Origin of the sequence: Streptomyces sp. NPDC019224 (genome assembly GCF_040632605.1) — a bacterium.
In the GTDB taxonomy this organism is placed as follows: Bacteria; Actinomycetota; Actinomycetes; order Streptomycetales; family Streptomycetaceae; genus Streptomyces.
Genome location: NZ_JBEYCF010000004.1, coordinates 1 through 26,237, shown reverse-complemented (window position 1 = coordinate 26,237; position 26,237 = coordinate 1). Strand labels below are relative to the sequence as shown.

Genomic DNA, 26,237 nt, shown 5'->3' with positions numbered 1-26,237 from the left:
ACAGTCATATCACCGCATTCACCCCATTGCCCGTCGGTGTGGGCCGAGAGGGCGGTCCGGGGTGTGGCGGCCATCGCCTCGCGTGGTCATGAAGGCCGCGAACATGCCGTAGAGTTGGGTTTACCGACGCGGGGTGGAGCAGCTCGGTAGCTCGCTGGGCTCATAACCCAGAGGTCGCAGGTTCAAATCCTGTCCCCGCTACTGAAACATCAGGCCCGGCACGCAGCAGCGTGCCGGGCCTGATGCGTTGGCGGTGCCCGATCGCGTTTCGCCCCATCGGCGGTCGAGGAGTAGCTCGCCGGCCGGGCGGCGGTGAGGCTGTGGGGGAGGTGTGCGGGTACCGTCCGCGGCCGTGGCTGCACCGGGCAGGAGACCGTAGGTGGGGAAGTGGGAGCGACGGTGGCGAGGGCGCGGCGGCGCGGGGAGCCGGCGGTTCGTCCGGGTGCTTCCGGTCGTGATGATCTTCGTGGGAGTGGTGTTCGACCTCTTCACTCCGCCCTCCTTCACGGCGGTCCCGATGTTCGCGGCCGCGCCGCTGATCGCCGCTCCCTTCTTCGGTCTGGGGGCCACCGTCCGGACCGGCGTCGCCTCGCTGCTGGCCATCGCCGGGATTCGGCTCTCCACCGGGGACCTGCTGGGCGTGGTCCCGTTCATCGAGATGCTCACGGTGTTCGTGGTCGCCTTCCAGGCCTGTGTGATCAACCGGGTCGTGCGGCGCGGCAGTGATCAGCTGGCATCCGCCCGGATCATCGCCGAGACCGCCATGCGGGCCGTGCTGCCGGCGCCGGCCGAGCGGATCGGCGGACTGCAGGTGGCCGCGCGGTACGAGGCGGCGCAGGCGGACGAGTTCGTCGGGGGAGACCTGTTCGCGGCGACCGACACCCCGTACGGCGTGCGGCTGGTGCTCGGAGACGTACGGGGGAAGGGGCTGGAGGCGGTCGGCGCCGTGGCGGTGGTGATCGGGGCGTTCCGGGAGGCGGCCGAGCAGGAGAAGTCGCTGGAGGGTGTGGCGCAGCGACTGGAGCGTGCGCTGGCGCGCGAGTCGACCCGGGGTGGCGGCTTCGACGCGTTCGAGGAGTTCGTCACCGCCGTGCTGGCGGAGATCCCGCCGGGCGGTGGGTCGGTGCGGATCGTGAACCGCGGCCACCCCGATCCGCTGCTGCTGCACGGGGGCGGGGCGGTGGAGGCCCTGGCGCCCTCGGAGCCGGCGCTGCCGCTGGGCATGGGCCTGGGTGCGCGGCCGGACCGCTCGGACGAGTGGGAGCTGCCGGCCGGCGGGACGCTCCTGCTCTACACGGACGGCCTGTCCGAGGCACGCGACGCCGACGGGGTCTTCTACGAGCCGGCGGAGCGGCTGCGCGGGCGCCTCTTTCCCGGGCCCGAGGAGCTGCTGTCCGCGCTGACCGAGGACGTACGGCTGCATGCGGGAGGCGAGTTGACGGACGACATGGCGCTGCTCGCGGTCACGCGGCCGACGAAGGGCGGGCCCGACCGGCGCAGGACGGTGAAGCTCGTCAAGCCGGGTGCCACCCTGCGTAACTGAAAGGCGTCGCTCCGCATAACGTTTGACGCAACGTCAGAAAACGGGTAAGGGGTGAGGGCCGGTCAACTCGCCCGATTCCGCCCGGTTACGTCCCGCAAAGTCCAGGCCAAAGACGTGAACGATCAGTGGGAACGGCTTGGAATCGGAGCCGTCTGTCTATTAACGTTCGATAACGCAGCGCGGTTGTCCCAGCCGTCGTCAGTGGCGGCACCGTGCGCGAGCGCCGAATTCCGCAAGGGAACCGGGGAACCATCAATATGGGGTGAATCGGGCATCTCTGTCTTCACGAGAGGCGGAGGGACCCGTAGGAGACCTTCCTGCTCCGAACCCGTCAGCTAACCCGGTAGGCGAGAAGGAAGGAAAGGAGTGCGCCCGCGTGGCGTCCAACAAGCCTGCCCCCGAATCCCCCTCCCGGTTCGTGCCCGAGTACGGCGCCGACTTCGCGAACGGCCCCGGCACCGCGTACATCCCGGAATACGGGAGCGACTACGCGACCGATCGGGGCAACGGCTACGACACCGGTTCCACCGGCGGCTTCCGCGCCGATGAGGCCGCCTCCGAGCGGGCCTGGGAGGAATGGAACCCCACGGAGGAGTCCGTCCGCCCCGTCCGCGGCAAGCACCGTGTCGCCAAGCAGCGCAATGGTCTGGCCCGTAGCTCCACCGTCCTCGGCGTCGGTGTCATCGCGGCCGTCGGTGCGGGCGGCATGGCCACCGCGCAGAGCAAACCGCCGGTCTCCATTTCTCTTCCCGATTCCATCGCGGACAATCTCCCCGACGCCAAGTCCCTTCCCGGCGTAGGGGCGTTGTTCTCCGACGAGACCGAGGCCGAGGCCGAAACCCCCGCCGTCGCTGCCGCCCCGCTGACCACCGCCGGCATCACCACCGCCGAGGCCGAGCAGGGCACCACGGACGCCGGCGAGGCGCTGCGCGCCCGCATCCTCCAGCAGGCCGAGCAGCAGCAGGGCGCCGCCGACGCCGAGGCCAAGGCCGCCGAGGAGAAGGCCGCGGCGGAGAAGGCCGCCGCCGAGGCGAAGAAGCAGCAGGACGAGGCGGAGGCCAAGGCCGCCGCCGAGAAGAAGAAGGCGGAGGAGGAGGCGAAGAAGAAGGCCGAGGCCCTGCGCCTGGCCAAGCTCGCCGCCAGCTACGCCATTCCCACGTCCTCGTACACGATCACCTCGACGTTCGGCGAGGCCGGCTCGATGTGGTCCTCCGGCTACCACACGGGCCTCGACTTCGCGGCGCCGACCGGTACCCCGATCAAGGCCGTCCACACCGGCACCATCAAGTCGGCCGGCTGGTCCGGCTCCTACGGCTACCGCACGGTGCTGGAGCTGGAGGACGGGACCGAGCTGTGGTTCTGCCACCAGTCCTCGATCGGTGTCACCGTCGGCCAGAAGGTCACCACCGGCGACACCATCGGCCGCGTCGGCGCGACCGGCAATGTGACCGGCCCGCACCTCCACCTGGAGGTCCACACGCCGGACGGCACCGGCATCGACCCGATGGCCTGGCTGCGCGCCCGCGGCATGACCGTCTGAGGTCTCCGCGGCCCTCGTCGAACCCCGCCCGTTCCCCCCTCGCGGTCCTCCGAACCCCGGCAGCCCTGACGCACACCCCCCGACGCCAGGGCTGCCGGTCCGCCCTCGGTCGGATGTATACGGCATGGAATATGTGGGTGGCCGGAGACCGTTGTGCCACCCATGACTTCTCTGCGCAATCTCGGCCCGTCCGGCCTCCAGGTCTTCCCGCTCTGCCTCGGTGGAAACGTCTTCGGCTGGACCGCGGACGAGGACCGGTCCTTCGCCGTTCTCGACGCGTACGCGGCAGCGGGCGGCAACTTCGTCGACACCGCCGACTCCTACTCGCACTGGGCTCCCGGCAACGAGGGCGGCGAGTCGGAGACGGTCATCGGCAAGTGGCTCGCGGCGCGCGGCAACCGGTCCGACATCGTGGTGGCCACCAAGGTCGGCGCTCTCCCCGGGTACAAGGGGCTCTCGGCGCCCACGATCAAGGCGGCCGCCGAGGAGTCGCTGCGCCGGCTGGGCACGGACCGCATCGACCTCTACTACACGCACTTCGACGACGAGACCGTCCCCGTCGAGGAGATCATCACGGCCCTCGACCAGCTGGTGAAGGAGGGCAAGGTCCGGGAGATCGCCGCCTCCAACATCAGCCCGGAGCGCCTGCGCGCCTCGCTGGAGTTCTCCGACCGCGAGGGGCTGGCCCGCTATGTGGCGCTCCAGCCGCACTACAACCTCGTCTCCCGGGACACCTACGAGGGCGAGCTCCAGAAGACCGCCGCCCACGCCGGGCTCGCGGCCGTCCCGTACTTCGCGCTGGCCTCCGGCTTCCTCACCGGCAAGTACCGTCCGGGCACCGTCGTGGAGAGCGCCCGGGCCGGGAAGGCGGCCGGCTACCTGGAGTCCGAGCGCGGGCAGCGGGTGCTCGCCGCGCTCGACACGGTGGCCCGGGAACGGGACGCCGAGATCGCTACGGTGGCCCTGGCCTGGCTCGCGTCCCGGCCGACGGTCGCCGCGCCGATCGCCTCCGCCCGCACGGTCGAACAGCTCCCCGCCCTGCTGGCGGTCGCCGACCTCCGGCTGACGGACCAGGAGCTGGCGACGCTTACCGAGGCGTCGGCGTAGGGCCCGTCGATGCTTACCGAGCCGTCGGCGTAGGGCCCTCGGTCCGGCTCGTGCCGGCAGTCGGCCGGGGGAGGCCGCCGGCCGGGGATCAGGCCGGCGGGCTGCCGGCGTGCGGCGGCCCGGCGTGCGGCGGCCCGGCGTAGGGCGGTTGGCCGTACGGCTGAGGAACGTACGGCGGGGCGTACGGCGGCGTGGACTGCGGCTGTTGGCCGTACGGCTGCGCCTGGGGCTGTTGGCCGTAGGGCTGGGCTGTGTACGGCGGCGAGGCACCGTACGGGTGTGGGCTGCCGTACGGGTACGGGGCGGGGGCGCCGGTGCCGGGTGGGTGGGTTCCGTACGCGTGGTGCGGCCAAGGCGGCGGGAAGCCGCGGGGGCGGCGGTGCGTGGCCCGGGCCGCGTACGCCAGGGCGGGGCCCGCGACCTCCCGGCGCTGCCACAGGTGGTGCAGCAGCTCCAGCTCGCGGGCTGCGAAGTCCGGATCGGCCGTGCCCCGGTGTGCCTGTCGGCGCAGGAAGGCGAGGGACGTCGCGAACGCCTCGTACTCGGCGACCGTACGCGCCGCGGCCCTGCCTTGTTCCTTGGCCTCCTTGGCGTGTTTCGCGTGGGCCGGTGCCGGTGCGTACGGGGACGCGTGCGCCGGGTACGGATGGCCGAAGGCGCCGCCTGCCGCCGCGTACCGCCGGCGTGCCGCGTTCCGGGCCAGGGCGCGGGCCCGCATCGAGGCGAGGGCGAAGGGTTCGGCGGGGGAGATCCAGCCGGCCTCGGCGTACGCGGGGAGCTCGACGGCCAGGGAGCGCAGTTCCTGCCGGCGGGCCCGGACGGCCAGCCAGGTCACCAGACCGAAGACGGGGACCATGAACACCCCGTAGACGACGTAGAACCCGTACGTGCCGAAGGTCGCCGAGCCGTTCCACAGGGCGTGCATGCCCATGGCGAGAAACAGGCCGAGGAGCGGCGCCGCGATCCGCCTCGCCCGTCGGCCGGGTGCGGTGCTCGCGGCCATCCCGATGCCGATGCCGGTCAGGACCGTGAAGAGCGGGTGGGCGAACGGCGTCATCACCGCGCGGATGAGGAACGTCATCACGGTCACCGACGCGAAGGCGGAGCCCGTCTGCTGGTCCTCGCCGAAGGCGTTGCCCAGATAGAGGATGTTCTCGGTGAAGGCGAAACCCGTCGCCGTGAAACCGGCGGCCACCACGCCGTCGACGATCCCGGTGAACTCCCGCCGGCGGAAGAGGAAGAGCAGCAGGACGGCCGCCGCCTTGGCGCTCTCCTCGACGACCGGCGCTATGACCGTGGCACCCAGGGTGTCCGCGTTGCCCGGATCGGTGTCGGCTATCCACCGGGTGGCGAAGGAGTTGGCGAGGATCGCGACCAGGGCCGCCGCGCACGCGCCCCAGGCGAAGGCGAACAGGAGGTTCCGCCACGGACCGGGGGCGACCCGGCCCAGCCAGCGGAAGGCCGTCATCAGCGCGGGGACCGGCAGCACGGCCAGGCCCAGTCCGACGAGGAACCCCTCGGTCCCGGTCTGGTCGCGGACCAGGGCGAGGATCACCACACCGCAGAGCGCCAGCAGGGTGAAGACCGCGACCACTCGGAGCGTCCGGTTCCGCCACAGCGGGCCGACGCGACGCGGCCGGTAGCGCCACTGGCCCCGCTCCGGCACGGCAGCCAGGATCTCGCCGACCCGCTGCTCCTGGAGCACCGGGACGACCGGCTGACCTTGCCGTTGCCGCTGAACAGAACCGTCGGACACCCCTCGACCCTAACGAGCGGCACCGACAACGGCCATGGCGCGTGGGGACGGCCGGAACGGGGGCGGGGGCGTTGGGGGCCTCGGCCCCGGCCGGTCAGACGCGTGCGAAGAGCAGGTCGTGCACCGCGTGGCCCTTGCCCAGGCCCTGGCCCTCGAACCGGGTCAGCGGCCGGAACGCGGGACGCGGGGCGTAACCGCCGTCGGCCACGGTGTTCTCGAACCGGGGGTGGGCGGTCAGTACGTCGAGCATCTGCTCGGCGTACGGCTCCCAGTCGGTCGCGCAGTGCACGATCGCCCCGGGCTTCAGCGGGCCCGCGACCAGGTCCAGGAACTCCGGCTGGATCAGCCGGCGCTTGTGGTGGCGGGTCTTGGGCCACGGGTCGGGGAAGTACACCCGCAGCCCGTCCAGCGACTCCGGCTCCAGCATCTCGCGGAGCAGGATGATCGCGTCACCGTTGGCGACCCGGACGTTGGTCGAGCCGTTCCGGTCGGCGAGCCCGAGCAGGTTGCCCTGGCCAGGGGTGTGCACGTCCACGGCGAGGATGCCGGTCCCCGGGTCGTCGGCCGCCATCTGCGCGGTGGCCTCGCCCATGCCGAAGCCGATCTCCAGCACCACCGGGAGCCCGTCGAACATCGCGGGCAGGTCGAGGACGCTCAGTCCGTCGATGTCCAGGCCCCACTTGGGCCACAGCCGCTCCAGGGCGTCCTGCTGGCCGGGCGTGACCCGGCTGCGGCGCGGCTGGAAGCTACGGATGCGGCGCTCGTGGTGCGAGCCGGCCGGGTCGGCCGCGGGGCCGCCGGGGAAGCGGGGCTCCTGGCGCATCCGGCGCGCGCGCTCCAGGGACGCGGCCCGCAGGTCGTCCGGGATTCCGGCGGTGGTGGGTGCGGTGCCGTCCGGCCCGGCGGGGTCGCCGGGGGCCGGGCGGGAGGGGTTCATGGGCTCAGACACAATGCCCTGATTCTACGGGGCCGCCTGCCCGGAGGCGTCCGGCGACGACGGGCAGAGGGCACGGGGCGGGTCCGGCGCGGGCACAGGCGGGGCCCCGGCAGGCGGGGGCACAGGTCGTCCCGACGGGTCCGGTCCGGCAGGCGGAGGTCGTCCCGCCGTGCCCCGTCGGCGGGCCCGGCCGCTCACCCCGTCTTCGCCGGTGCCGGCGGCCTCCACCCGGCCGCCCCGGCCCGGAGCAGCGCCCGGCGGGCCACCTCGCGCCCGATCGGCAGCGAGGCGGTGGCGGCGGGCGACGGGGCGTTCAGCACATGCACCGTGTGCGGGGCCTCGCGGATCAGGAAGTCGTCCACGAGGGTGCCGTCCCGCAGCACGGCCTGGGCGCGGACCCCGGCCGGCGAGGGGCGCAGGTCCTCCTCCGTGACCTCGGGCAGGAGGCGGCGGACCGCCTCGGTGAACGCGGGTTTCGACAGCGAGCGGCGCACCTCGCCCGCCCCGTACCGCCAGTGCCGGCGGGCGATGCGCCACGAGCCCGGCCAGCTCAGCGTGGACAGCAGCTCGCGGGGCCGGACGACCGGCCAGCCATAGCCCTCGCGGGCCGCCGCGGGCACCGCGTTGGGTCCGACGTGGACGGAGCCGTCGAAGCCCCGGGTCAGATGGACACCGAGGAAGGGGAACGCGGGATCGGGCACCGGATAGACGAGGCCGCGCACCAGCTCGGGCCGCGCCAGCTCGTAGTACTCCCCCCGGAACGGCACGATCCGCATCCCCGGGTCGTCGCCCGCCAGCTGGGCGACGCGGTCGCAGTGCAGCCCGGCGCAGTTCACCAGCACCCTGGCGCGGACCACCAGGCCGCCGGCCGTGCGGACGGCCACGCCCCAGGGCCGGCGGTCGATCGCGGTGACCTCGGCGCCGAACCGGATCACGCCGCCCGCGCCGCGCACCTCGTCGGCGAGCCGTCCGGCGACCGCCTTGAAGTCGCACACCCCCGTCGTGCCGACCCGGATCGCGGCGAGGCCCCGCACCTTCGGCTCGTACTCGGCGATCTGCGCGGGTCCCAGTTCGCGCACCGGCAGCCCGTGCTCACGGCCGCGCTGCACCAGGGCGTGCAACCGGGGCAGTTCGGCGCGGTCGGTGGCGACGATCAGCTTGCCGGTCACCGCGTGCGCGAGGGAGTGCTCGCGGCAGAAGTCGACCAGCTCCGCGCCGCCGCGCAGCGCGTACCGTGCCTTGAGCGAGCCCGGTGGGTAGTAGATCCCGCTGTGGATCACCCCGCTGTTGCGGCCCGTCTGGTGGCGCGCCGGGGCACCTTCCTTCTCCAGCACCGTCACGCGGGTGCCCGGCGCGGTCCGCGTGAGCGCGTACGCGGCCGACAGGCCGACGATCCCGCCGCCGATCACCAGCACATCGCAGTCGTACGCCGCGTGCGTCATCATCACGCCACCTCCCACCCCGATAGTGCACTGACCCACTGACAACGCACTCAAACCCGTACGGCCAGCGTGGCGCTTCCCGAGGAGCGGAGGTTCTATGCCGGGGCGACCAGCAGGGGGCGGGCGCGCTCGCGCAGCTCGACGACGCGCGGCTCGTCCCCGTACGGCTCCAGCCGGTGCAGCAGGTCGCGTACGTACTCCGTGGTGCGCGCCGACGAGATGCGGCCCGCCACCTCCACGGCCCGGGTGCCCGCCGCGCAGGCCGCGTCCAGGTTCCCCGACTCCAGCTCGGCGACCGCCGACACGACGAGCCGCAGCCCGTGCGAGCGGACGAACTCCTCGGTGGGCCGGGAGAGCGCCTGCTCGGTGAAGCGCCGGACCTGGCGCGGTGCCTTCAGGTCGAGGTGGCACTCGGCGGCGTCGGCCGCGAATCTGTCGTACGAGTAGAAGCCCAGCCACGCGGGGTCCGCGTCGCCCTCGCGGGAACGCTCCAGCCAGCCCTCGGACGCCTTGAGCGCGGCCCCCGCGGCCGGTGCGTCGTTCGCCTTCGCGTGTGCCCGGGCCTCGACCAGGCGGAAGAAGCTCATCGTGCGCGCGGTGGCGAGGCCCCGGTTGCGCTCGACGGCGGCCTGCGCGAGGTCGACACCCTCGTCGGCGAAGCCGCGGTAGGTGGCCTGCAGCGACATCGACGCCAGGACGTAACCGCCGAGCGGCACGTCGGCCGCCGCGCGGGCGAGGCGCAGCGCCTGGATGTAGTAGCGCTGGGCCGCCTCCTGCTGGCCGGTGTCGAAGGCCATCCAGCCGGCGAGCCGGGTCAGCTCGGCCGCGGCGCCGAACAGCGCCCGGCCGACCTCGTCGCTGTACGAACCGAGCAGCAGTGGGGCCGCGTCGACGCGTAAGCACTCCGGGACCATCGACGAACGCCAGTCCCCGCCGCCGTACTTGGAGTCCCAGCGGCGCGCGTCCTGGGCGGCCTCGCGCAGCTTGGAGACGTCGCTGTGGCCCACCCGGAGCGAGGAGGCGTCGGCCCCGGCCTCGGGGCCGGGTTGCGCCGGGATCAGCAGGCTGTTGCCGGGGGCCGGCGGGGTGCCGTTCCCCTGGGCGGACGTTTCGGGAAGGCCCGGCTGTCCGGGTGCCCCGGCGGTACCGTGCGCCCCCGGTGCGCCCTGTGCGCCGGGCGGCTGTCCCCCGACCGTCGCCGGCGTACGCGCCACCGACGGGTCGGCGGGCGATATCAGCCAGCGGGACGCGGGCGTGGCGTAGGCGCTCACGGAGAACGAGCCCGCCAGCGACTGCCAGATCCCGCCGCTGCCTGCCCGCCGCCCGGCCAGATCCAGCCGGTACAGCTCCGTCGCCGACCGCACCGCCGCGTCCACGTTGCGCGGGAACGCCAGGCCGACCTCCGGCGCCGGATCGGCGTCGGCGAGCCCGATCTCGTGCAGCGGGACGGGCCGGCCGAGCTTGGCGCCGATCGCCGCGGCGATGAGATGGGGGGCGGCGCCCTGCGGCACCATGCCCTTGGAGACCCACCGGGCGACCGATGTCTTGTCGTACCGGAGGGTCAGTCCGCGTTGCGCCCCGAGGTCGTTGACCCGCCGGGCGAGCCCGGCGTTACTGATTCCCGCGAGGGCGAGAACGGTGCCGAGCTTCTCGTTCGGTCCGCGTTGCTCCCTGGACATGGCCACCCCTCGACACACAGACGGCAGCCGCGTCACCGTCACGGCGCGCGGCATTCGTACCGTGTTCTCCCCAGGGACGAACCCTGTCACTCCGCCCGCACACGCATTTGGCCGTGCCCCGCGGAATATGCCGCCCTGCCGAGAACATCAGTGCACCCAGCGTAGTTCGTCGCATCCCTACCGTTAAGGGCCGGACGTCCGTATGGCGGGATTGTTGTCCGTCCCGGCCGCACGGGGAGGGCCGTGGGGCGGGACGGAACGCGAGGGGCGTCCGGGGTGGCAGGGGCGCACGCGCGGCGGAGGAAGGGCGAAGGAGAAGCGGGGGAACGGCGGGGGGCGGAGGAGGGGGCGTGGAGGTTGCCGAACTCCGGGCGGCCCGCGGCGGTGCGGGATCGGCTTCGCCTCGGTCGTGACGGTCCGGTACCCGGTTTCCCTTCGCCCGCCGACCAGCGCGTACCGGCGCGCGGGGCATACGGGAGCGGGGTCGTTCCCCCCGCCTTCCGGCCGCTTCGCGAGGCCCTTCCGGGGTCTTTGTGCGTGCCCCCCGGTGTGTGGCCGTGCGCCTGTACGTGCGCTCTGGCCCGGCCCCGGGGGCGGCGCTTGCATGGGTGCTGCGTGGATCGGCCCGCTGTGCTGGACGCAGGGGGCTGGGGGATAGCGCCGCCTCATTCCCCGCAGGCGGCGGAACCGGTCCGGGGGGCGAGGCCCGCCTCCCGGACCGTGGGTTCAAGGGGGCCGACGGGTGCTCCGCGGGGATGCGGCGGGTCGGGCGCGCCGCCCGGGGAAGCCTCGGCCGAATCGGGGTGAACAAGGGCGAAGGGGTCGATCGATCACTGGCCCAACGGTTCCTTCCGATCCTGAGATTGGCCGGATGTCGACGGTCGGATGAGGTCGGGCCGGGGGATGCGCGTACCTCCGCACGACCGCGCCCGCCGGGTGCGGGGAGTGGCCGGAACCGGGCCGTTCACGCCGGGGGGTACCGGGGAACGCAACGCCCGGAACGCGCAACTCCGTTGCCCCGCCGGACGACGCGCGCGGGCCGTACACGGGACGCGGGACCCGGCGTCCGCCCGGCGGCCTTTGCCAGGGGCGCATGCGCTCACGACGTGCGCCGTCCGTAGCCACTCCTGCGCGCCGTTGTCGTGGCAGCATGTCCGCAACGGCGCCGATCGTCACCGGAGTTCTCCGGGTGCCTGCCTGCCGCGCCGTTTTTGTCCACAGCCTGTGGAGGCGGCGATGCGTTGGTTGGTGGGTTGGAGCAGTATCGCCGCGAGCTTCGGCACGGCCGGGGCGGTCGGCGGCAGCGACGACGGGCGCACGATGCACCCCGTGGGCTCCCAACTCCTGTGGGGCGACCCCGATCCCCTCTGGGCGGTCGGCGACTGGCGGCCCGACGAGATCCGCACCGTCCGGGTGGACACCGCCGAGGGCGCCCCCCTGGTCAGGCTCGCCGTCCTCGGTTGCTGCGGCGCCACCGACGAACAGCTGCGCGTCGGCCTGCTCGCCGCCCGGGGCGGCGCCCTGCGCCACCTCACCGCCTGGACCGGCAGTTACACGGCCGTCGTCCAGATCGGCCGCCGGATCACCGTCGTCGGAGACCTCGCCGGAGCCCGCCCCGTCTTCTACACGCCCTGGGCGGGCGGCACGGCGTACGCCACCGCCGCGCTCCCGCTCGCCGATCTCATCGAGGCCCAGCTGGACATCGGGCACCTGGCCGCGCTGCTCGCCTGCCCCGAGACCCCGGAGGCGCTGCGCGACGGCACCCCCTACGCGGGCGTGAAGCGCATCCCGCCCGGACACGCCCTGATCCTCCGCGAGGGCTCGCGGGAGATCACCGGGTACGAGGCCGTGGCCTCCCTCGCCGTGGCCGCACCCGAGCTCGACCCGGTGAGCGCCGTCGACGGGGTGCGCGACGCCCTGGTCGAAGCGGTACGCGCCCGGCTCCTGGCCCCGCGCCACGCCCCGGAGACCCTGCCGCCCGACCCCGGCCCGGTCCCCGGCATGGGCCCGGCCGAACGCCGCGCCGCCCGGGGCGCCCCCGTGCCCGGCATCGGCGCCGACCTCTCCGGGGGCAGCGCGTCGGCGACCCTCGCCCTGCTCGCCGCCGGTCTTCCCGGGCTGCCCGGCACGATCCTGGGCCACGGCACCGGCGCGGGGGAGCGGCTGCTCGCCGTCACCTTCAACGACCTGACGACCCGCGCCCACGAGCCCGAACTCGAACGCGCCCGCGCCATCGCGGCCAACCCCCGGCTCCACCACGTCGTCGTCGCGGCGGGCGAAGAGGCCCTGCCCTACGCCGAACTGGGTGCCGGCGCGCTCACCGACGAGCCGGCGCCCTCGCTCGTCCTCGCCGAACGCCACCGACGCCGGCTCTCCGCGGGCAGCGCCGACCACTTCGTGGGGGCCGGCGCCCGGCAGGTGCTCGACGCCCACCCCGCCCGCCTCGCCGACCTGCTGATGGACCGGCGCCGCCGCCACCTGCTGCGCCCGGTCACCGCCCTGGCCAAGGCCGAAGGACCCTCCGCGCACTCGTTGTTCGTGCCGCTGACCGTGTACCGGGCGGCCCGCAAGCTGGCCCGTACGTCCTACCGCACCGGCCTCGAAACGGCCGCCGGCCGGCTGCCCGACGCCAACCGGCTCCCGCCCGGCCTCGACACCCCGGCCGACGCCTCGCTCGCCGCGCTCGCCTGGTCGAGACCGGGGCCCGCCGCCCGGTGGCTGACCGGAGAGGCGCTCGCCGAAGTATCGGTTCGCCTTCAGGAGGCGGCCATCCGCCCCTCCTCGGTCCAGCGCCCCGGCGAAGCCAGGGCCAGGGCCGCCCTCGCCCGCAGCGCCGCCGACCACCGCATCCTGGAGCAGGCCGCCGAGATCCGCAGCCAGCGGCTCCACGCCCCCTTCTTCGACAACCAGGTCGTACGCGCCGCCCGCGCGCTCCCCGAGTCCCTGCGGGTCCAGCCGGGCGCCCGCGCGGCGATTCTGCGCCGCGTGCTGGCCGGTGCGGGCATCCACGAGCTGCCCCCCGGCTGGGGAGCCCCCTCGCAGCACACCTCGACCGCGGTGACCCGGACCGGCCTGCGCGCCGCCCTGCCCCAGCTGATCGCCCTCTTCGACGCCCCGCTGCTCGCCGATGCCGGTCTGGTGGAGGCCCGCGTCGTCCGCAAGGCCCTGCGTGCCGCCTCCGAGGGTGAGCCGTTGCCCCTGGACGGCCTCGCCGAGCTCGCCTCCACGGAACTGTGGTTGCGCCGCCTCGTCTCACGACGCGGCACCTGCTGGACGGGCACAGCGGCCCCCCGCCAGCGCGCGGTGGCCGGGGGCGTGGTCCCGGCACGGCGCTCGCTCCAGGGCTGAGCCGGGCGGGACGGACGGCGCTCGGCCGGGCCGGGGCCGCACCGCGTGGGTCCGGCGGGCGCGGGGGTGTGGTGGGTTCCGAGTCGGCCGGATCCCTGTCCGGGCGCGCGGCCAAGCAGGCGCGGTGGGGCCGTCCGGAGACCTCCCGGTCTGTCCGACCGCTGCTCACCGGGGGTGCCGGCGGGACACAATGGTGCCGTGCGGTATCTGATCCTGGGCACCACCGAGGCGCGAGACGAGCCCCGTGGCGCGCTCCCCCTCGGCGGCAGCAGGCTGCGTGCCCTTCTCGCCGCCCTCGCCCTGCGGCCGGGACGCCCCGTTCCCGTCGCCGATCTCGTCGACGACGTCTGGGCGGACGACCCCCCGGCGGACGCGCCCGCCGCCCTCCAGGCCCTTGTCGGACGGCTGCGCAGGGTGCTCGGCCGGGAGGCGCTGGTCAGAACCCCGGGCGGTTACCGCCTGACGGCCGGCCCGGACGACGTCGACCTGTACGTCTTCGAGCGGCTGGCCCGCCAGGGCGGGGCGGAACTGGAGGCCGGTGCCCCGGAGGAGGCCGCCCGCACGCTGCGGACCGCCCTGGCACTGTGGCGGGGTCCGGCCCTGGCCGACCTGCCCGACCGTGCCCACGGCCACGCCCTCCGCCCCGAAGCCCACCGCCTGGCCGCCCTGGAACGCCGCATCGAGGCGGACCTGCGCCGGGTGGCGGGGGGCGCCGTCCTCGGCGCGGGGCCCACCGCCACCCGCGCGGGACACGCCACCGTCACCACGGCCGCCGGGGTTCCCGCTCCCGCGGGAGCCACGAGGGTCCCCGCCGTCGCCGCCGAGCCCCCCGACGCCCGGGTCCCCGCCCCGCCCGCCGCATCCCTCGTCGCCGAGCTGACGGAGCTGACCGCCGCCCATCCGTACGACGAGCGCTTCCGGGTCCAGCTCATACGGGCCCTGCGCGCCGACGGCCGGCAGGCCGACGCGCTTGCCGCATACGAGGACGCGCGCCGGGCCCTTGCGGACGGGCTCGGCACCGACCCCGGCCCCGAACTGGCGGCCCTGCACCGCGAACTCCTCGCCCCGGCGCCCGTGCCCGCCGAAACCGGGCTGTTTCACGTGAAACCCGGCCGGAGCAATCTGCGCCCCCGGCTGACGTCCTTCGTGGGGCGCGAGCCCGAACTGCGCGCCATCCGCGACGACCTGACCCGGTCGAGGCTGGTCACCCTCACCGGCCCCGGCGGCTCCGGGAAGACCCGCCTCGCCGAGGAGTCCGCCGCGCACCTGGCTCCCGCCCCCGGCGTCGGTCCGGATGTCTGGATCGCCGAACTCGCGCCCGTCGAGGACCCCGACGCCGTCCCCGGAGCCGTGCTCTCCGCCCTCGGTCTGCGCGAGACGGCGCTGCTGCGGGACACCACCCTCGATGGAGCGCCCCCGCGCACGGACCCGGTCGATCTGCTCGTCGACCGCCTGGGCCACGGCTCCCGTTCCGCACCCGTCTTCCTCATCCTCGACAACTGCGAGCACGTCATCGGCGCCGCCGCCGCGCTGGCCGAGACCCTGCTGACCCGCTGCCCGCATCTGCGGATCCTCGCCACCAGCCGGGAACCGCTGGCCGTTCCCGGCGAGTCCGTGCGACCGGTCGGCCCGCTTCCGGCCGATCCCGCTCACCGGCTGTTCACCGAACGTGCCAGGGCCGTACGCCCGGGATTCGACCCCGACCACGAGCCCGCGCACGTTGCGGACGCCGTCGCGGAGATCTGCCGCCGGCTGGACGGGCTGCCGCTCGCCATCGAACTGGCCGCCGCCCGGCTGCGGCTGCTCGGCCCGCGTCAGATCGCGGACCGGCTCGACGACAGGTTCCGCCTGCTGACGGGCGGCAGCCGGACCGTACTGCCTCGCCAGCAGACGCTGCGGGCGGTCGTCGACTGGTCCTGGGACCTCCTCGACGAGGACGAACGCACCGCCCTGCTTCAGGTCTCGGTCTTCGTGGGCGGCTGGGACCTGGCCGCCGCCGAGGCCGTCATCAGGACACCGGCCGTCCCCGGCGGGCCCGCCGCCGACACCGCCGACCTGCTCGGCGCGCTGGTCGACAAGTCCCTGGTGGTGGCAGCGCCGGCGGCGGACGGCGCGATGCGCTACCGCCTCCTGGAGACGATTCACGAGTACGCCACCGAGCGGTGCGCCGAGGCTCCGGAGGCGCGGGCCGCCGCCGAGAGCGCGCACACCGCGTACTTCCTCGCCCTGGTCGAGGAGGCCGATCCGCGTCTGCGCTCCGGCGACCAGCTGCCGTGGATCCAGCGCCTGGAGACCGAGCTCGACAACATCCGAGCCGCCCTCCAGCGCACCACCTCCCCCTCCGCCCCTTCCGAAGCGGAGGCGGCCCGCCTGGTGCTGGGCATGGGCTGGTTCTGGTGGCTGCGCAACTACCGTCCCGAGGGCCTGTCCTGGGCCCAGAGAGCTCGTTCGATCGGCTCCGAGCCCACCGACGAGTCGGACCCTCGCTACTGGCCCCGGATGGACCTGCACATGATGTGGTTCTTCTTCGCGGCGGAGAGCGGCCGGACCGCGATGGTGCAGGACGACGCCGCACTCCACGAGCTCGTGGTCCGCGTGGCCGACGCGTTCGCCGCATCCCTCATCCACAGCGTCCGGTTCCCCGGACTGCTCTGGCCGTTGACCTCGTATCTCACCGGTACGTCGGAGGACGCCCGGGAGAAGATCGACGCGGCGGTCGACAACGCCCGCAAGCACGGCGGCCTGTGGGAGTACGGCGTCATCCTGATGTTCCGCGCGCACATGGTGGTCGACATGCCGGGCGGCATGCCCGGGATCGACGAGGACCTGGACGAGCTGCGCGCCCTGAGCCGCCGCGTCGGCGACCGCTGGATACGCGCCCAGGTGGCGAGCGCGGCCGCCGAGGCGGGCATGATGCGCGGACGCTACGCCGAGGCCCGCGCGGCCTACGAGGAGGCGCTGCTGCTCGCCCGCGAGGTCGGTGCCCACGCCGAGGCCCCGTTCCTCCTGGCCCGGCTCGCCGAACTGTCCTACCGCACCGGCGACCTGGCGGACGCCCACCAGCGGCTGGACAGGTCGGAGGCCGAGGCCGAACGCCATCAGGCGCACGACGCCACCGCGTACGTGCACTACCTGCGCGCCACGATGGCGTTCTACCGGGGCGCCATCGCGGACGCCCGGCGGCTGCTCACGGCCGCTCTGGAGGAGGCCGGGCGCGGCGGACCGCCGTCGCACTTCACCGTGGCGATGAGCGGCCTGTCGGCCCGGATCGCCGTGCACGAGGCGGGGCCCGACGGCGGTCTCTCCGCCGGGGCACGCGGGCTGACCGCGTCCCTCGTCGCGGCGCAGGAGGCGCAGTGCTCCGAGATCGTGACCGGGCATCTGGCGGACGGGGCGGTGACGGTCCTGTCGAGGCTGGGCCACCATGCGGCCGCCGTCCGGATCCTTGCCGCCGCCGACGAATGGCGACGGACGTCGAGCCCGAGGACCGAGGACGAGCAGGCCGAGATCGACGTGGCAGAGCACCTGTGCCGCGAGGAGTTGGGCGCCCCGCGCTACGAGGAGGAGCGCGCCGCCGGCCGTGCGCTGAGCCTCGCCGACGTCATCGGTCTGCTGGAGGGCGTCGTCGCGGACCTGCCGTGACGTGGCGGTCCGGGAGCGGGCCCGCGCCGGCCCTTCTCCGGCCCCGGCTCCTCAACGGCAGCTGATGCGTGACTCGGCCCAGTCCGCGAGGGCGACCCCGCCGAACGGCCGCTCCGGCTCCACGACCAGCCGAATCCGCTGCTGGCCCTCCACGTTCACCCCGACCGGCACGGCGGGGCGGTCGCCCCGCACCACCGGGGACTGCCACAGTCGTGCCCCGTCCCCGCCGAACACCGAGAACCGCACCGCCCCGAGTCCCAGAGTGAGGTCGTCGACTCCGGCCATCGCCTCGTACCGGGTGCACTGGCGGTTCAACCGGATGACCACCGAGGAACGGCTGTTGACCGTCACCCCGTGCGCGTACCGCGAACCGCCGATCGACATCCCGGAACGCTGCCAGACCCAGCTGCTCTCACCGAGCACCACCTCGGGAGCGGTGTGGTCGCCGAAGAGGGTGTAGTCCAGCTCGCTGACCTGGTAGACCTCCGGCGTCTGTGCGGGAGGCGGCGGAGTCGGACTCGGGGGCGGGGTCGGGGTCGGGGTCGGCTTCGGCGGACCGGGGGCCGGTGGTGCGGGCTGCGTCGGCATCGGCGTCGGTGTGGGTGTCGGCGTCGGTGTCGGCATGGGGGTGGGTGTCGCCGTGGGGGTCGGAGTGGGCGTAGGGGGCGGAGTGGGCTTCGGCGGACCGGGGGCCGGTGGCGCGGGCTGCGTCGGCGTCGGTTCGGGCTTCGGAGGCGTGGGCTTCGACGGCGTCGGAGAGGGCGCCGCGGGCGCCGCGGCCGGGGGCCTGGGGGCCGCCTTCGCCTCGGGCCGGGGGCTCTCGTCGCCCACCAGGGCCCAGACGAGCCCGGCCGCCGCGGCGACGGCGACCGCCGCCGCGATTCCGGCCTTGGCCGGTGCGCCGAGCCCCTCGGAGGCCGCCGCACCACCGGCCGATCCCGCGGAGGAGCCCCCTCCGGTCGCCGCCGCCGCGGCACCCGCCCCGGCGGCTCCCGCCGCGCCTCCCGCCACGATCCCGGCGGCCTTGAGGGTGTAACCGGCGGCGAACCAGCCGATGACCGCGACCGGAAGCAGCGCGGGGATACCGGCGTTGACATGGGCGAGCTCGCCCGCCGCCACCCGGCACTTCGCGCACTCGTCCAGATGCCCCCGCAGTCCGCGCTCCGCCCGCATCCGCAACCCGCCCCGGGCATACGCGCCGAGCCGGTCGGCGTATCGCGCGCAGTCGCCGCCCGAGGTGAGCGCCTGGCTCACATGGGCCTGCAGATAGGCCTGCTTGAGCCCTTCGCGGGCCCGGCTGGCCAGCACCGATGTGGCGTTCGCCGTCAGCCCGAAGAGCGGGGCGATCTCGCTGGGCGACTCCTCCTCGACGGTGGTGTGCCACAGGACCGCCTGCCAGCGCTCCGGGAGGCTGCGGAAGGCCTGCATGGCCATCGACCGCTCGGCCTCGTGCATCGCCAGCACATCCGCGCCGAGGTCGAGGGTGTCCGCGTCCGACACCTCCGACGACCGGGCGGCCTGCGCGGCGAACGCGGCGAAGTCGTCCACCAGTTGCTCGCGCTTCGCGCTCTTCGTCCAGGCGGCGGCCACATGCCGGACCGCCGTCATCAGATAGGCGCGCACCGCCTCCGAGGGCCCCTTGCCGCCCCGTACCGCCTGCAGTGTCCGGGCGAAGACCTCGGCCGTCAGGTCGTCAGCAGTGTGAGCGTCCCGGCAGCAGGTGCGGGCGTAGCGGCGCACGGCCTGCGAGTGGCGCCGGAACAGCTCGTCGTACGCGAGGTCGTCGCCCTCCCGCATCCGCTGGATCAACTGCGCGTCCGACGGCCCGGCCGCGGCGACGTCCACGGCACCCGAACTCCGCCCCGCCCGCTGCATCGGCACGGCGGGAACCGGCTCGGCCGGTTTTGCGCCGGGGGTCCCGGAAGTCCCCGCCGTACCGCCGTCCTCGGCCGGCGCGGGCGGCCACGGCCCCGGCAGGACCGTTCCGCCGGCGTCCTTGTCGACGCCCTGGCGGCCGGGGACGGCCTGGCTCGGCACCTGGTGTGCGGGCGAGCCGACCGGCTCCGTACCGTCGCCCGCGGTGGACACACCGTCGTACGACTCTTCCCTCTGCCCGTCACCGCTCATCGCGGACGCCCCCGTATGCGCCATCGGACCCGAATACCGGGCAAGCGTGCCACAGAGCGCCGATGCGGCGGGGCCTCGATCCCGTCAACCACTCATCCGGGGTGTCTTCCCCGAATGTGAGCCCCGGCGGGCACTCATTCGGGGAAGGGACAAATGGCCGCGTTGACGTGACAGGGGGCGAGAAGCAGGCCTCGGGTCCCATGCCCCACCCGCCACCCGTCACTCGGGCCGTGAGCGCAATCCCTCCAGCAGGATGTCCAGCAGCCGGGAGGAGGCCGCCGCCTGCTGCGCCGCGTCCGGCAGCGAAGGGGCCGCCGTCGCGATGACCAGCAGGACGTCCGCCACCGTCACGTCGCGGCGCAGCTCGCCCGAAGCCCGCGCCCGGTCGACCAGCCGCCCCACGACCTCCAGCAGTTCGGCCGCACCGGCGCCCAGGTCCTCACCGGGCTCCGGCGCGGGCCGCTGCCCTGCCGCCCGGCGCGCGGCCGCGCCCGCCTCCTGCCGTTGCTGGGGCACCCGCGGCTCGTCCCGGCCGTCCCCCGCCGGTTCCCCGGCCGGGGAACCGGACACGGCCGACTCCTCGGCCTCCACACGGACCCGCAGTATCTGCGGGGGCAGGAGCCGCCCCGCCCCCGAGGCCACCGAGGTCCGCAGGAAGCGCGAGAGCGCCGACCACGGCTCGTCCTCCTGCCCCAGCGCGGCCCGCGCCTGGTCGGTCAGCCGGGAGGTCTCCTCCTCGGCTATCCGGCGCACCAGCACGTCCTTGCTGGGAAAGCGCCGGTAGACCGTGCCGACACCGACCCTGGCCCGACGGGCCACGTCCTCCATCGGAGCGCCGTACCCCAGCTCCCCGAACACCTCGCGCGCCGCGCGCAGCACATGCTCCAGATTGCGCTGCGCGTCCACCCGCAGCGGAGCCGGCCGCACATGCGCCGACACCGCACCGGCCTGGACGCCGAGTCCGTTGCCCAACGTGCTCACCGCCGTCGGAGGCGCGGCCGTCGCGGTGCCTCCCACCCCGTTGAGGGTGCCAACCGCTCCGTTACGTCCGCCTTCTTCAGGCGTGACAGCAGTGGCCGGCCAATGCGATTCCTGAATGTCCATAACTGTTCCCCCGTTTATGACGTCTCCCCCCGGAGACTCCCGCCGTGTCAGTCGAGGTGGGCCGATCATCACCGTGCGCCACCCCGACGACATACGAACATAGTTGAGCCGGGGTCAATTCAGAAGGGGGCAGTTCCGCCCGGAGCGCCCCCCGATCGGAGCAAGGACCGGTTGATCACCACTTGGTCCCGAGCCCCGCCCCGTACCGCAATGCCTGACCTGCGGGACTTCTGCGCCAACGGCCCCTCCGGAACCAGCGTTCCGGCCTCGCCCTCCGGTCACACAATTTGCCGGGCCTGTGGACAAACTCCGGTGCACGTTGCGTCATGGGGTGGTGATGGCTTCAGCTTCCGGGGGCGCACCCCCCGGCCCTCCGCCGGCGACGCGCATTCTCGTCGTGGGCGGAGGCTATGTCGGGATGTACACAGCGCTGCGTCTCCAGCGGAAGCTGAAGCAGCGGCTGAGAAGCGGCGAGGCCGAGATCGTCGTGATCGCACCCGAGCCCTATATGACGTATCAGCCGTTCCTCCCGGAAGCCGCCGCCGGCTCGATCTCACCGCGCCACGTCGTCGTACCGCTGCGCCGTGTCCTGCCGCACTGCACCATCGTCATCGGCGAAGCGCGCAGCATCGACCACACCAAGCGCACCGCCGCCGTCACCACCCTCGCCAGTGGTGAGGACGGCACCGGCGCTCTGGAGATCGAGTACGACGAACTCGTCCTCGCCCCCGGCTCCGTCTCGCGCACCCTCCCCGTCCCCGGCCTCGCCGACCACGGTGTGGGTTTCAAGACGATCGAGGAGGCCATCGGGCTGCGCAACCACGTCATCGAACAGATGGACATCGCCTCCGCCACCCGCGACCCCGCCGTCCGTGACGCCGCCCTGACCTTCGTCTTCGTCGGCGGCGGCTACGCGGGCGTGGAGGCACTCGCGGAACTGGAGGACATGGCCCGCTACACCTCGCGGTACTACCACAACATCAAGGCCGAGGACCTGAAGTGGATCCTCGTCGAGGCCACCGGCCGCATCCTGCCCGAGGTCGGCGAATCCCTGGGCCGCTACGCCGTACGGGAACTGCGCGGCCGCAACATCGACGTGCGCCTCGACACCCGGCTGGACTCCTGCGAGGACCGGATCGCCGTCCTCAGCGACGGCTCCCGCTTCCCCACCCGCACCCTCGTGTGGACGGCCGGGGTCAAACCCGCCCCGCTCCTCGCCGCCACCGGCCTCCCCCTCGACGAACGCGGCAGGCTCGTCTGCACCCCCCGGCTCACCGTCGAGGGGACCGAGCACGCCTGGGCCGCGGGCGACGCCGCCGCCGTACCCGACCTCACCGCCGGCAAACCCGGCCGCACCACCGCACCCAACGCCCAGCACGCCGTCCGCCAGGCCAAGGTCCTCGCGGACAACGTCGTCGCCGCGCTCGACGGTGGGCCGCTCACCGAATACCGCCACAGCTACGCGGGCTCCGTCGCCTCGCTCGGACTCCACAAGGGCGTCGCGCACATCCACGGGCGCAGGCTGAAGGGCCGTCCGGCCTGGCTCATACACCGCGTGTACCACCTCAGCCGGGTCCCCACCTTCAACCGGAAGGCACGCGTTCTTGCCGAATGGACGCTCGCCGGCCTCTTCAAACGCGAGATCGTCTCCCTGGGCTCCCTGGAGCATCCCAGGGCCGAGTTCGAACTCGCCGCGGGCCGGCACCCGCAGCCGGGCGGGGACGGCTGTCAGTAGGGTCCGACACACTGGACGTGTGACCATGGGTGGGCCCACATCTGCACAGAGTGACCCGGCCGGCACCGACCGACAGCGACCAGCGAAGACCGCCCCAGGGCGGCGAACGCCCCCGACGCCCTGGCAGAGGAAGCTCCCGCCCGAGCGGACCAGACCGACACACGAGGCCAGAAATTCTGTGAACTTCACGCGTTGGAGCGCCCGCCTCCCCGGTACGCAGCGTCGCGCCGTCCGGGAGGACCACAACTCCGTACCGGCGGCCCGCGCCGAGTACAGCAGGCCCGAACCGGCCGGCGTCCCCCTGCCCTCGGCGCCCGACCTGGAGGACCTCTCCGCCCGCGACATCCTGGGCCGGCTGCCCGCTCTCGTCGCCCTGGTACACGGCCCCGACCACCGCATCGCCTACGTCAACGACGCGTACACCGCCGCCTTCGGCCCCCGCCCCTGCGGAGCGCCCGCCGCCGACGCGATGCCCGAGCTGACCGGGATCGGCCTGCTCCCCCTCATGGACCAGGTCCTGCGCAGCGGCACTCCGCGCACGGTCAAGTCCCGCAAGGCCGCCGACGGCCGCTCGTACACCGTCACCTGCACTCCTGTGCGTCCCGGCAAGGAGAAGGACCGCGACAACGGAGTCCTCGTGTACGCGGCCGACGTCACCGACCACGCCGAGGCCGCCGAACGGCTGCGCACCAGCGAGGGCCGCCATCGCGAAACCGCCGTCACGCTCCAGCGCTCGCTGCTCCCGCAGGACCTTGAGCAGCCCGACGACCTGCGGATCGCCGCCACCTACCAGCCGGGCGGCACGGACGCCGCGGTCGGCGGCGACTGGTACGACGTGATCACCCTTGGGGCGGGCCGCACCGCGCTGGTCATCGGGGACGTGATGGGCCGCGGGGTGCGCGCCGCCGCCGTGATGGGCCAGCTGCGCACCGCCGTACGCGCCTACGCCCGCCTCGACCTCCCGCCGCACGAGGTCCTCCAGCTGCTCGACGGGCTCGCCGCGGAGATCGACGCCAGCCAGATCGCCACCTGCGCCTACGCCGTGCACGATCCCAACGAGGGCCTGCTCGTCTACGCCTCCGCAGGCCACCTGCCGATCCTGGTGCGCGACGAGGACGGCACGGTCCGCCGCGCGGGGGACCCGATCGGCCCGCCCCTGGGAACCGGCGGCTGGCTCCACACCTCGGGCACGATCCCGCTGCCGCCCGGTTCCACCGCCGTCCTCTACACGGACGGCCTCGTCGAGCGCCGCAGCGAGGACATCGACGAGGGCGTTGCCGCGCTGGAGCGGGCGCTGGCCGGTGCGAAGGGCGCACCCCACGTGGTCTGCGACCGGCTGATGCGCTCCCTCAACGTCACCGCCGAGCACGACGACGACGTGGCGGTCCTGGTCGTGCAGCACCCCGCCCGCACGGGCGCCGCCGCGGAGCTGTTCCACAACGCCTCGCTCGACCTGCTCGGCGGCATCGAAGCGGCTCCCCGCGCCCGCGCCTTCGCGACGGGCGTGCTCACCTCGTGGCGTTTCCCGGTGGAGCTGTGCGATCTCGGGGTGCTCGCCGCCGGGGAACTGGTCGCCAACTCCCTCCAGCACGGCACCCCGCCCATGCGGCTGGGCCTGCGCCGCACCGACCGCCGCCTGATCATCGAGGTGACGGACGGGGACGACCACCTGCCGCGACGCCGCCGTGCCGACCCGGCGGACGAGGCGGGCCGGGGGATCACCATCGTCGCCTCGATCGCCACGTCATGGGGCAGCCGCCGCACGCCGGGCGGAGGCAAGGCGGTGTGGTGCGAGTTCGTCCTGCCGCGGTAGCGTCCGCGGTCAGCTCGCGGCGGTCACGGGCTCCGGCGCGCCCTCCGGCACCGAAACGGTCACCACCCGCGAGGGCACGTGCGCGAGCGAGGGCTGGTCCTGTACGGGGGTGAGCCGCCGTCCCAGCCGCAGCGCGAGCGCGGTGATGCCCAGCGAGAACAGCACGAACGTCACGATGTACGGACCGTGCAGCGAGGCCCCCATAGGACCGCCCACGGCGGGGCCGACCGCCAGCGCGAGCTGCTTGCACAGCGCGAACGCCGAGTTGTACTGGCCCACCATCGACTCCGGCGCCAGGTCCGCGACCAGCGGTGCGACGGTCGGTGACAACATCGACTCGCCGAGCCCGAACAGCGCGTACGTCGAGATCATCGCGGCCGTCGCCATGGTCTGGCTGCCGTGCCCGAGACCCGCGTAGCCCGCCACGATCCAGGCGAAGGCCCAGATCAGGCCGACGGCGGCGATGACCCGGGTGCGCCGCCGGCGCTCCACGAGGCGCAGCACCACGAACTGGGCGACGACGATGACGGCGGTGTTGGCGGCCAGCGCGACGCCGAGCGTGGAGGGGTCGATGCCGGCGGCCTCGGTGCCGTAGGCCGCGAGCCCGGACTCGAACTGTCCGTAGCAGGCGAAGAACAGGACGAAGCCCAGCACACACAGCTGCACCATCGCCCGGTGCGAGAGCAGCGCCCGCAGCCCGCCGCGTGCGGCCGGAGCCCCGGCCGTCGCCCCCGACGCGGTTACGGGGGTACGCGGCATCCGCACGGTCGCCGCGATGGCACCGAGCACCAGGAACATCACCGCTTCGATCAGGAACAGCAGCGTGAACGACGCCGGGCTGCTGGTGTCGACGATCTGCCCGCCGACCAGCCCGCCGATGCCGAGGCCCAGGTTCTGCAGGAAGAACTGCATGGCGAAGACCCGGGTGCGGGTGGCGGCGCCGGTGCACCGGACGAGCATGGTGGCGAGCGCCGGCTGCATGACGGCGGTGCCGGCGCCGAGTACGGCCGCTGCCAGGACGGCGGCGGTGACCTGTGAGGCCAGGCCGAGCGCGATGGCGCCCAGGGAAGCGACGGCCGAGGCGGCGACCAGCACGGGCAGCGGCCCGCGACGGTCGATCGCCCGGCCGGTGAACGGCAGGACGGCGAGCGCCGCCATGGCGAAGACCGCCAGCACGATCCCCGCCGTACCGGCGCCCAGATCTCGCACCTGCGCCACGTAGACGTACAGGTACGGAACGGTGAACCCGAGCCCGAACGCACTCAGCGCGCTCCCCAGCTGGATCCGCCGCAGTGCTGCGCCCATTTCCCTGGTCACACTCACCTACCTCAAGCTCTTGGAACCTCTGATGTCGTCCCAGCCGGACGACTCGAACCCGAAGACTTTAACATTAAAGTTAAACGTTGAACACTACGATGCGAAGGACTTCAACGGCTATGGGAGGCGTGCCATACTGCGCGCCATGTCTGACACCACCGAGCCCGGACTCGATGAGCCGAGCCTCGACGAGCAGATCGCCGCCTACCAGCGCGAGTACCGCGACCTGGACCCCCAGGTCGAACAGGTCGTCTCCGCCCTCGGCCGGCTGAACCGCCGGATGAACGTGGCGTACGGAAGACAGCTCGCCGCGCTCGGCATCAGCAACGCGGAATGGGAGGTCCTCAAGACCCTCGTTCTGGGCGGCGAGCCGTACCGCCTCGGCCCCGGCGAACTCGCCAAGCGGCTCGGGCTCACCCCGGCGGCGATGACGCACCGCATCGACCGCATGGCCGGCGAGGGCCTGGTGACCCGCGACCGCGACGAGAACAACCGCGTCCGCGTCATCGTCGAGCTGACGGACGAGGGGCGTACGAAGTGGCTGGAGGCGATGCGGATGGCCACCGACTTCGAGGCGGACCTGCTCCAGGACCTCGGGAACGAGGAGCGCGGGGTGCTCGGCGAGATGCTGACCCGGCTGCTGCGCCGGGTGGAGCACGCCCAGCCGGACGCCGGCGGCCGCCTCGCCGACCTGGCCTGAGGCGTGTCGGGCGGGTCGCAGAAGAGGGTTGACACGCCCCTCCCCGATCCGTAAGGTTCTCCGGGTTGCCACAGAGCCTGAACGGTTCTGCGGTGACCGTCCCGCCGCAGATGCGGCAAACCAAACTCAGCACGATCTCCCGTTCGGGGAAATTTCGGCATGCCGAAATTTATTTCGAAGGCCCGATTATGAGCCGCCGGGAAAATCCGCTAGAGTTTTGGACGTCGGAACGGCCCAACGGCCGGGAAGGCAAATCCCGCTGACTGGGAATCGGGCCCGAAAGGATCTGATAGAGTCGGAGTCGCCGGAAAGGGAAACGCGGAAGCGGAGAACTGGAAAGCGGAAATTGCTTGACCCGCTTCGGCCGGGAATCGGACACGGAAGAGTCTGATAGAGTCGGAAACGCAAGACCGGAGGGAAGCGCCCGGAGGAAAGCCCGCGAGGGTG

The 26,237-nt window shown here is 73.6% G+C and carries 15 protein-coding genes, 1 tRNA gene and 1 riboswitch; of the genes, 9 read left to right on the top strand and 7 right to left on the bottom strand.

Going from position 1 to position 26,237, the window contains the following annotated elements:
* Nucleotides 1-127 precede the first annotated feature (127 nt).
* The 4 genes from ABZ564_RS03835 (at nt 128) to ABZ564_RS03820 (ending at nt 4,190) form a co-directional block, all read left to right on the top strand.
* Nucleotides 128-201, top strand: a tRNA-Met gene (locus tag ABZ564_RS03835).
* 178 nt (nt 202-379) lie between these two features.
* Nucleotides 380-1,543, top strand: a complete 1,164-nt coding sequence (locus ABZ564_RS03830) for a PP2C family protein-serine/threonine phosphatase (RefSeq protein ID WP_360848951.1) — start codon at nt 380-382, stop codon at nt 1,541-1,543.
* A 211-nt stretch (nt 1,544-1,754) separates the two neighbouring features.
* A riboswitch (cyclic di-AMP (ydaO/yuaA leader) is annotated at nt 1,755-1,908 on the top strand.
* 11 nt (nt 1,909-1,919) lie between these two features.
* Entirely contained in the window at nt 1,920-3,083 is a 1,164-nt protein-coding gene (locus ABZ564_RS03825) for a M23 family metallopeptidase (protein WP_360848948.1), read from the top strand.
* A 162-nt stretch (nt 3,084-3,245) separates the two neighbouring features.
* The gene (locus tag ABZ564_RS03820) at nt 3,246-4,190 is read left to right on the top strand and encodes an aldo/keto reductase (protein ID WP_360848945.1); all 945 of its coding nucleotides are present in this window, start codon (nt 3,246-3,248) and stop codon (nt 4,188-4,190) included.
* Between the two features lie 88 nt (nt 4,191-4,278).
* On the opposite strand, the gene ABZ564_RS03815 is transcribed toward ABZ564_RS03820, so the two are convergent.
* The 4 genes from ABZ564_RS03815 to ABZ564_RS03800 form a co-directional block, all read right to left on the bottom strand.
* Entirely contained in the window at nt 4,279-5,946 is a 1,668-nt protein-coding gene (locus tag ABZ564_RS03815) for a PrsW family glutamic-type intramembrane protease (RefSeq protein ID WP_360848942.1), read from the bottom strand.
* Between the two features lie 94 nt (nt 5,947-6,040).
* On the bottom strand, nt 6,041-6,883 hold the full coding sequence (gene trmB, locus ABZ564_RS03810; RefSeq protein WP_360849359.1) for a tRNA (guanosine(46)-N7)-methyltransferase TrmB: 843 nt from the start codon (nt 6,881-6,883) through the stop codon (nt 6,041-6,043).
* Nucleotides 6,884-7,077: 194 nt separating this feature from the next.
* A complete protein-coding gene (gene lhgO / locus ABZ564_RS03805; RefSeq protein WP_360848939.1) occupies nt 7,078-8,328 on the bottom strand; it encodes an L-2-hydroxyglutarate oxidase in 1,251 nt (416 codons plus the stop codon).
* Nucleotides 8,329-8,420: 92 nt separating this feature from the next.
* On the bottom strand, nt 8,421-10,004 hold the full coding sequence (locus tag ABZ564_RS03800) for a sporulation protein (protein ID WP_360848936.1): 1,584 nt from the start codon (nt 10,002-10,004) through the stop codon (nt 8,421-8,423).
* Between the two features lie 1,236 nt (nt 10,005-11,240).
* Here ABZ564_RS03800 and ABZ564_RS03795 point away from each other — a divergent pair.
* Nucleotides 11,241-13,352: an asparagine synthase-related protein gene (locus ABZ564_RS03795; protein ID WP_360848933.1), complete on the top strand. Its 2,112-nt coding sequence runs from the start codon at nt 11,241-11,243 to the stop codon at nt 13,350-13,352.
* Nucleotides 13,353-13,550: 198 nt separating this feature from the next.
* Nucleotides 13,551-16,994 carry a BTAD domain-containing putative transcriptional regulator gene (locus tag ABZ564_RS03790; protein WP_360848930.1) on the top strand — a complete coding sequence of 1,148 codons (3,444 nt, stop codon included), beginning with the start codon at nt 13,551-13,553 and terminating at the stop codon, nt 16,992-16,994.
* A 51-nt stretch (nt 16,995-17,045) separates the two neighbouring features.
* On the opposite strand, the gene ABZ564_RS03785 is transcribed toward ABZ564_RS03790, so the two are convergent.
* Both ABZ564_RS03785 and ABZ564_RS03780 read right to left on the bottom strand, forming a co-directional pair.
* Nucleotides 17,046-19,121, bottom strand: coding sequence for a sigma-70 family RNA polymerase sigma factor (locus ABZ564_RS03785; RefSeq protein WP_360849356.1), 2,076 nt, complete (start codon nt 19,119-19,121; stop codon nt 17,046-17,048).
* Nucleotides 19,122-19,340: 219 nt separating this feature from the next.
* Entirely contained in the window at nt 19,341-20,225 is an 885-nt protein-coding gene (locus ABZ564_RS03780; protein WP_360848927.1) for a helix-turn-helix domain-containing protein, read from the bottom strand.
* Between the two features lie 337 nt (nt 20,226-20,562).
* Here ABZ564_RS03780 and ABZ564_RS03775 point away from each other — a divergent pair, with 337 nt between their 5' ends.
* On the top strand, nt 20,563-21,960 hold the full coding sequence (locus ABZ564_RS03775; protein ID WP_360848924.1) for an NAD(P)/FAD-dependent oxidoreductase: 1,398 nt from the start codon (nt 20,563-20,565) through the stop codon (nt 21,958-21,960).
* Between the two features lie 178 nt (nt 21,961-22,138).
* Nucleotides 22,139-23,773 (top strand): SpoIIE family protein phosphatase, encoded by a 1,635-nt coding sequence (locus tag ABZ564_RS03770; protein WP_360848921.1) that lies wholly within the window; start codon nt 22,139-22,141, stop codon nt 23,771-23,773.
* Between the two features lie 9 nt (nt 23,774-23,782).
* Here ABZ564_RS03770 and ABZ564_RS03765 read toward each other — a convergent pair whose 3' ends face one another.
* Complete coding sequence (locus ABZ564_RS03765) at nt 23,783-25,078, bottom strand: MFS transporter (protein WP_360849353.1); 1,296 nt, start codon at nt 25,076-25,078, stop codon at nt 23,783-23,785.
* A gap of 157 nt (nt 25,079-25,235) precedes the next feature.
* On the opposite strand from ABZ564_RS03765, the gene ABZ564_RS03760 reads away from it, so the two are divergent.
* On the top strand, nt 25,236-25,790 hold the full coding sequence (locus ABZ564_RS03760; RefSeq protein ID WP_360848918.1) for a MarR family transcriptional regulator: 555 nt from the start codon (nt 25,236-25,238) through the stop codon (nt 25,788-25,790).
* Nucleotides 25,791-26,237 lie beyond the last annotated feature (447 nt).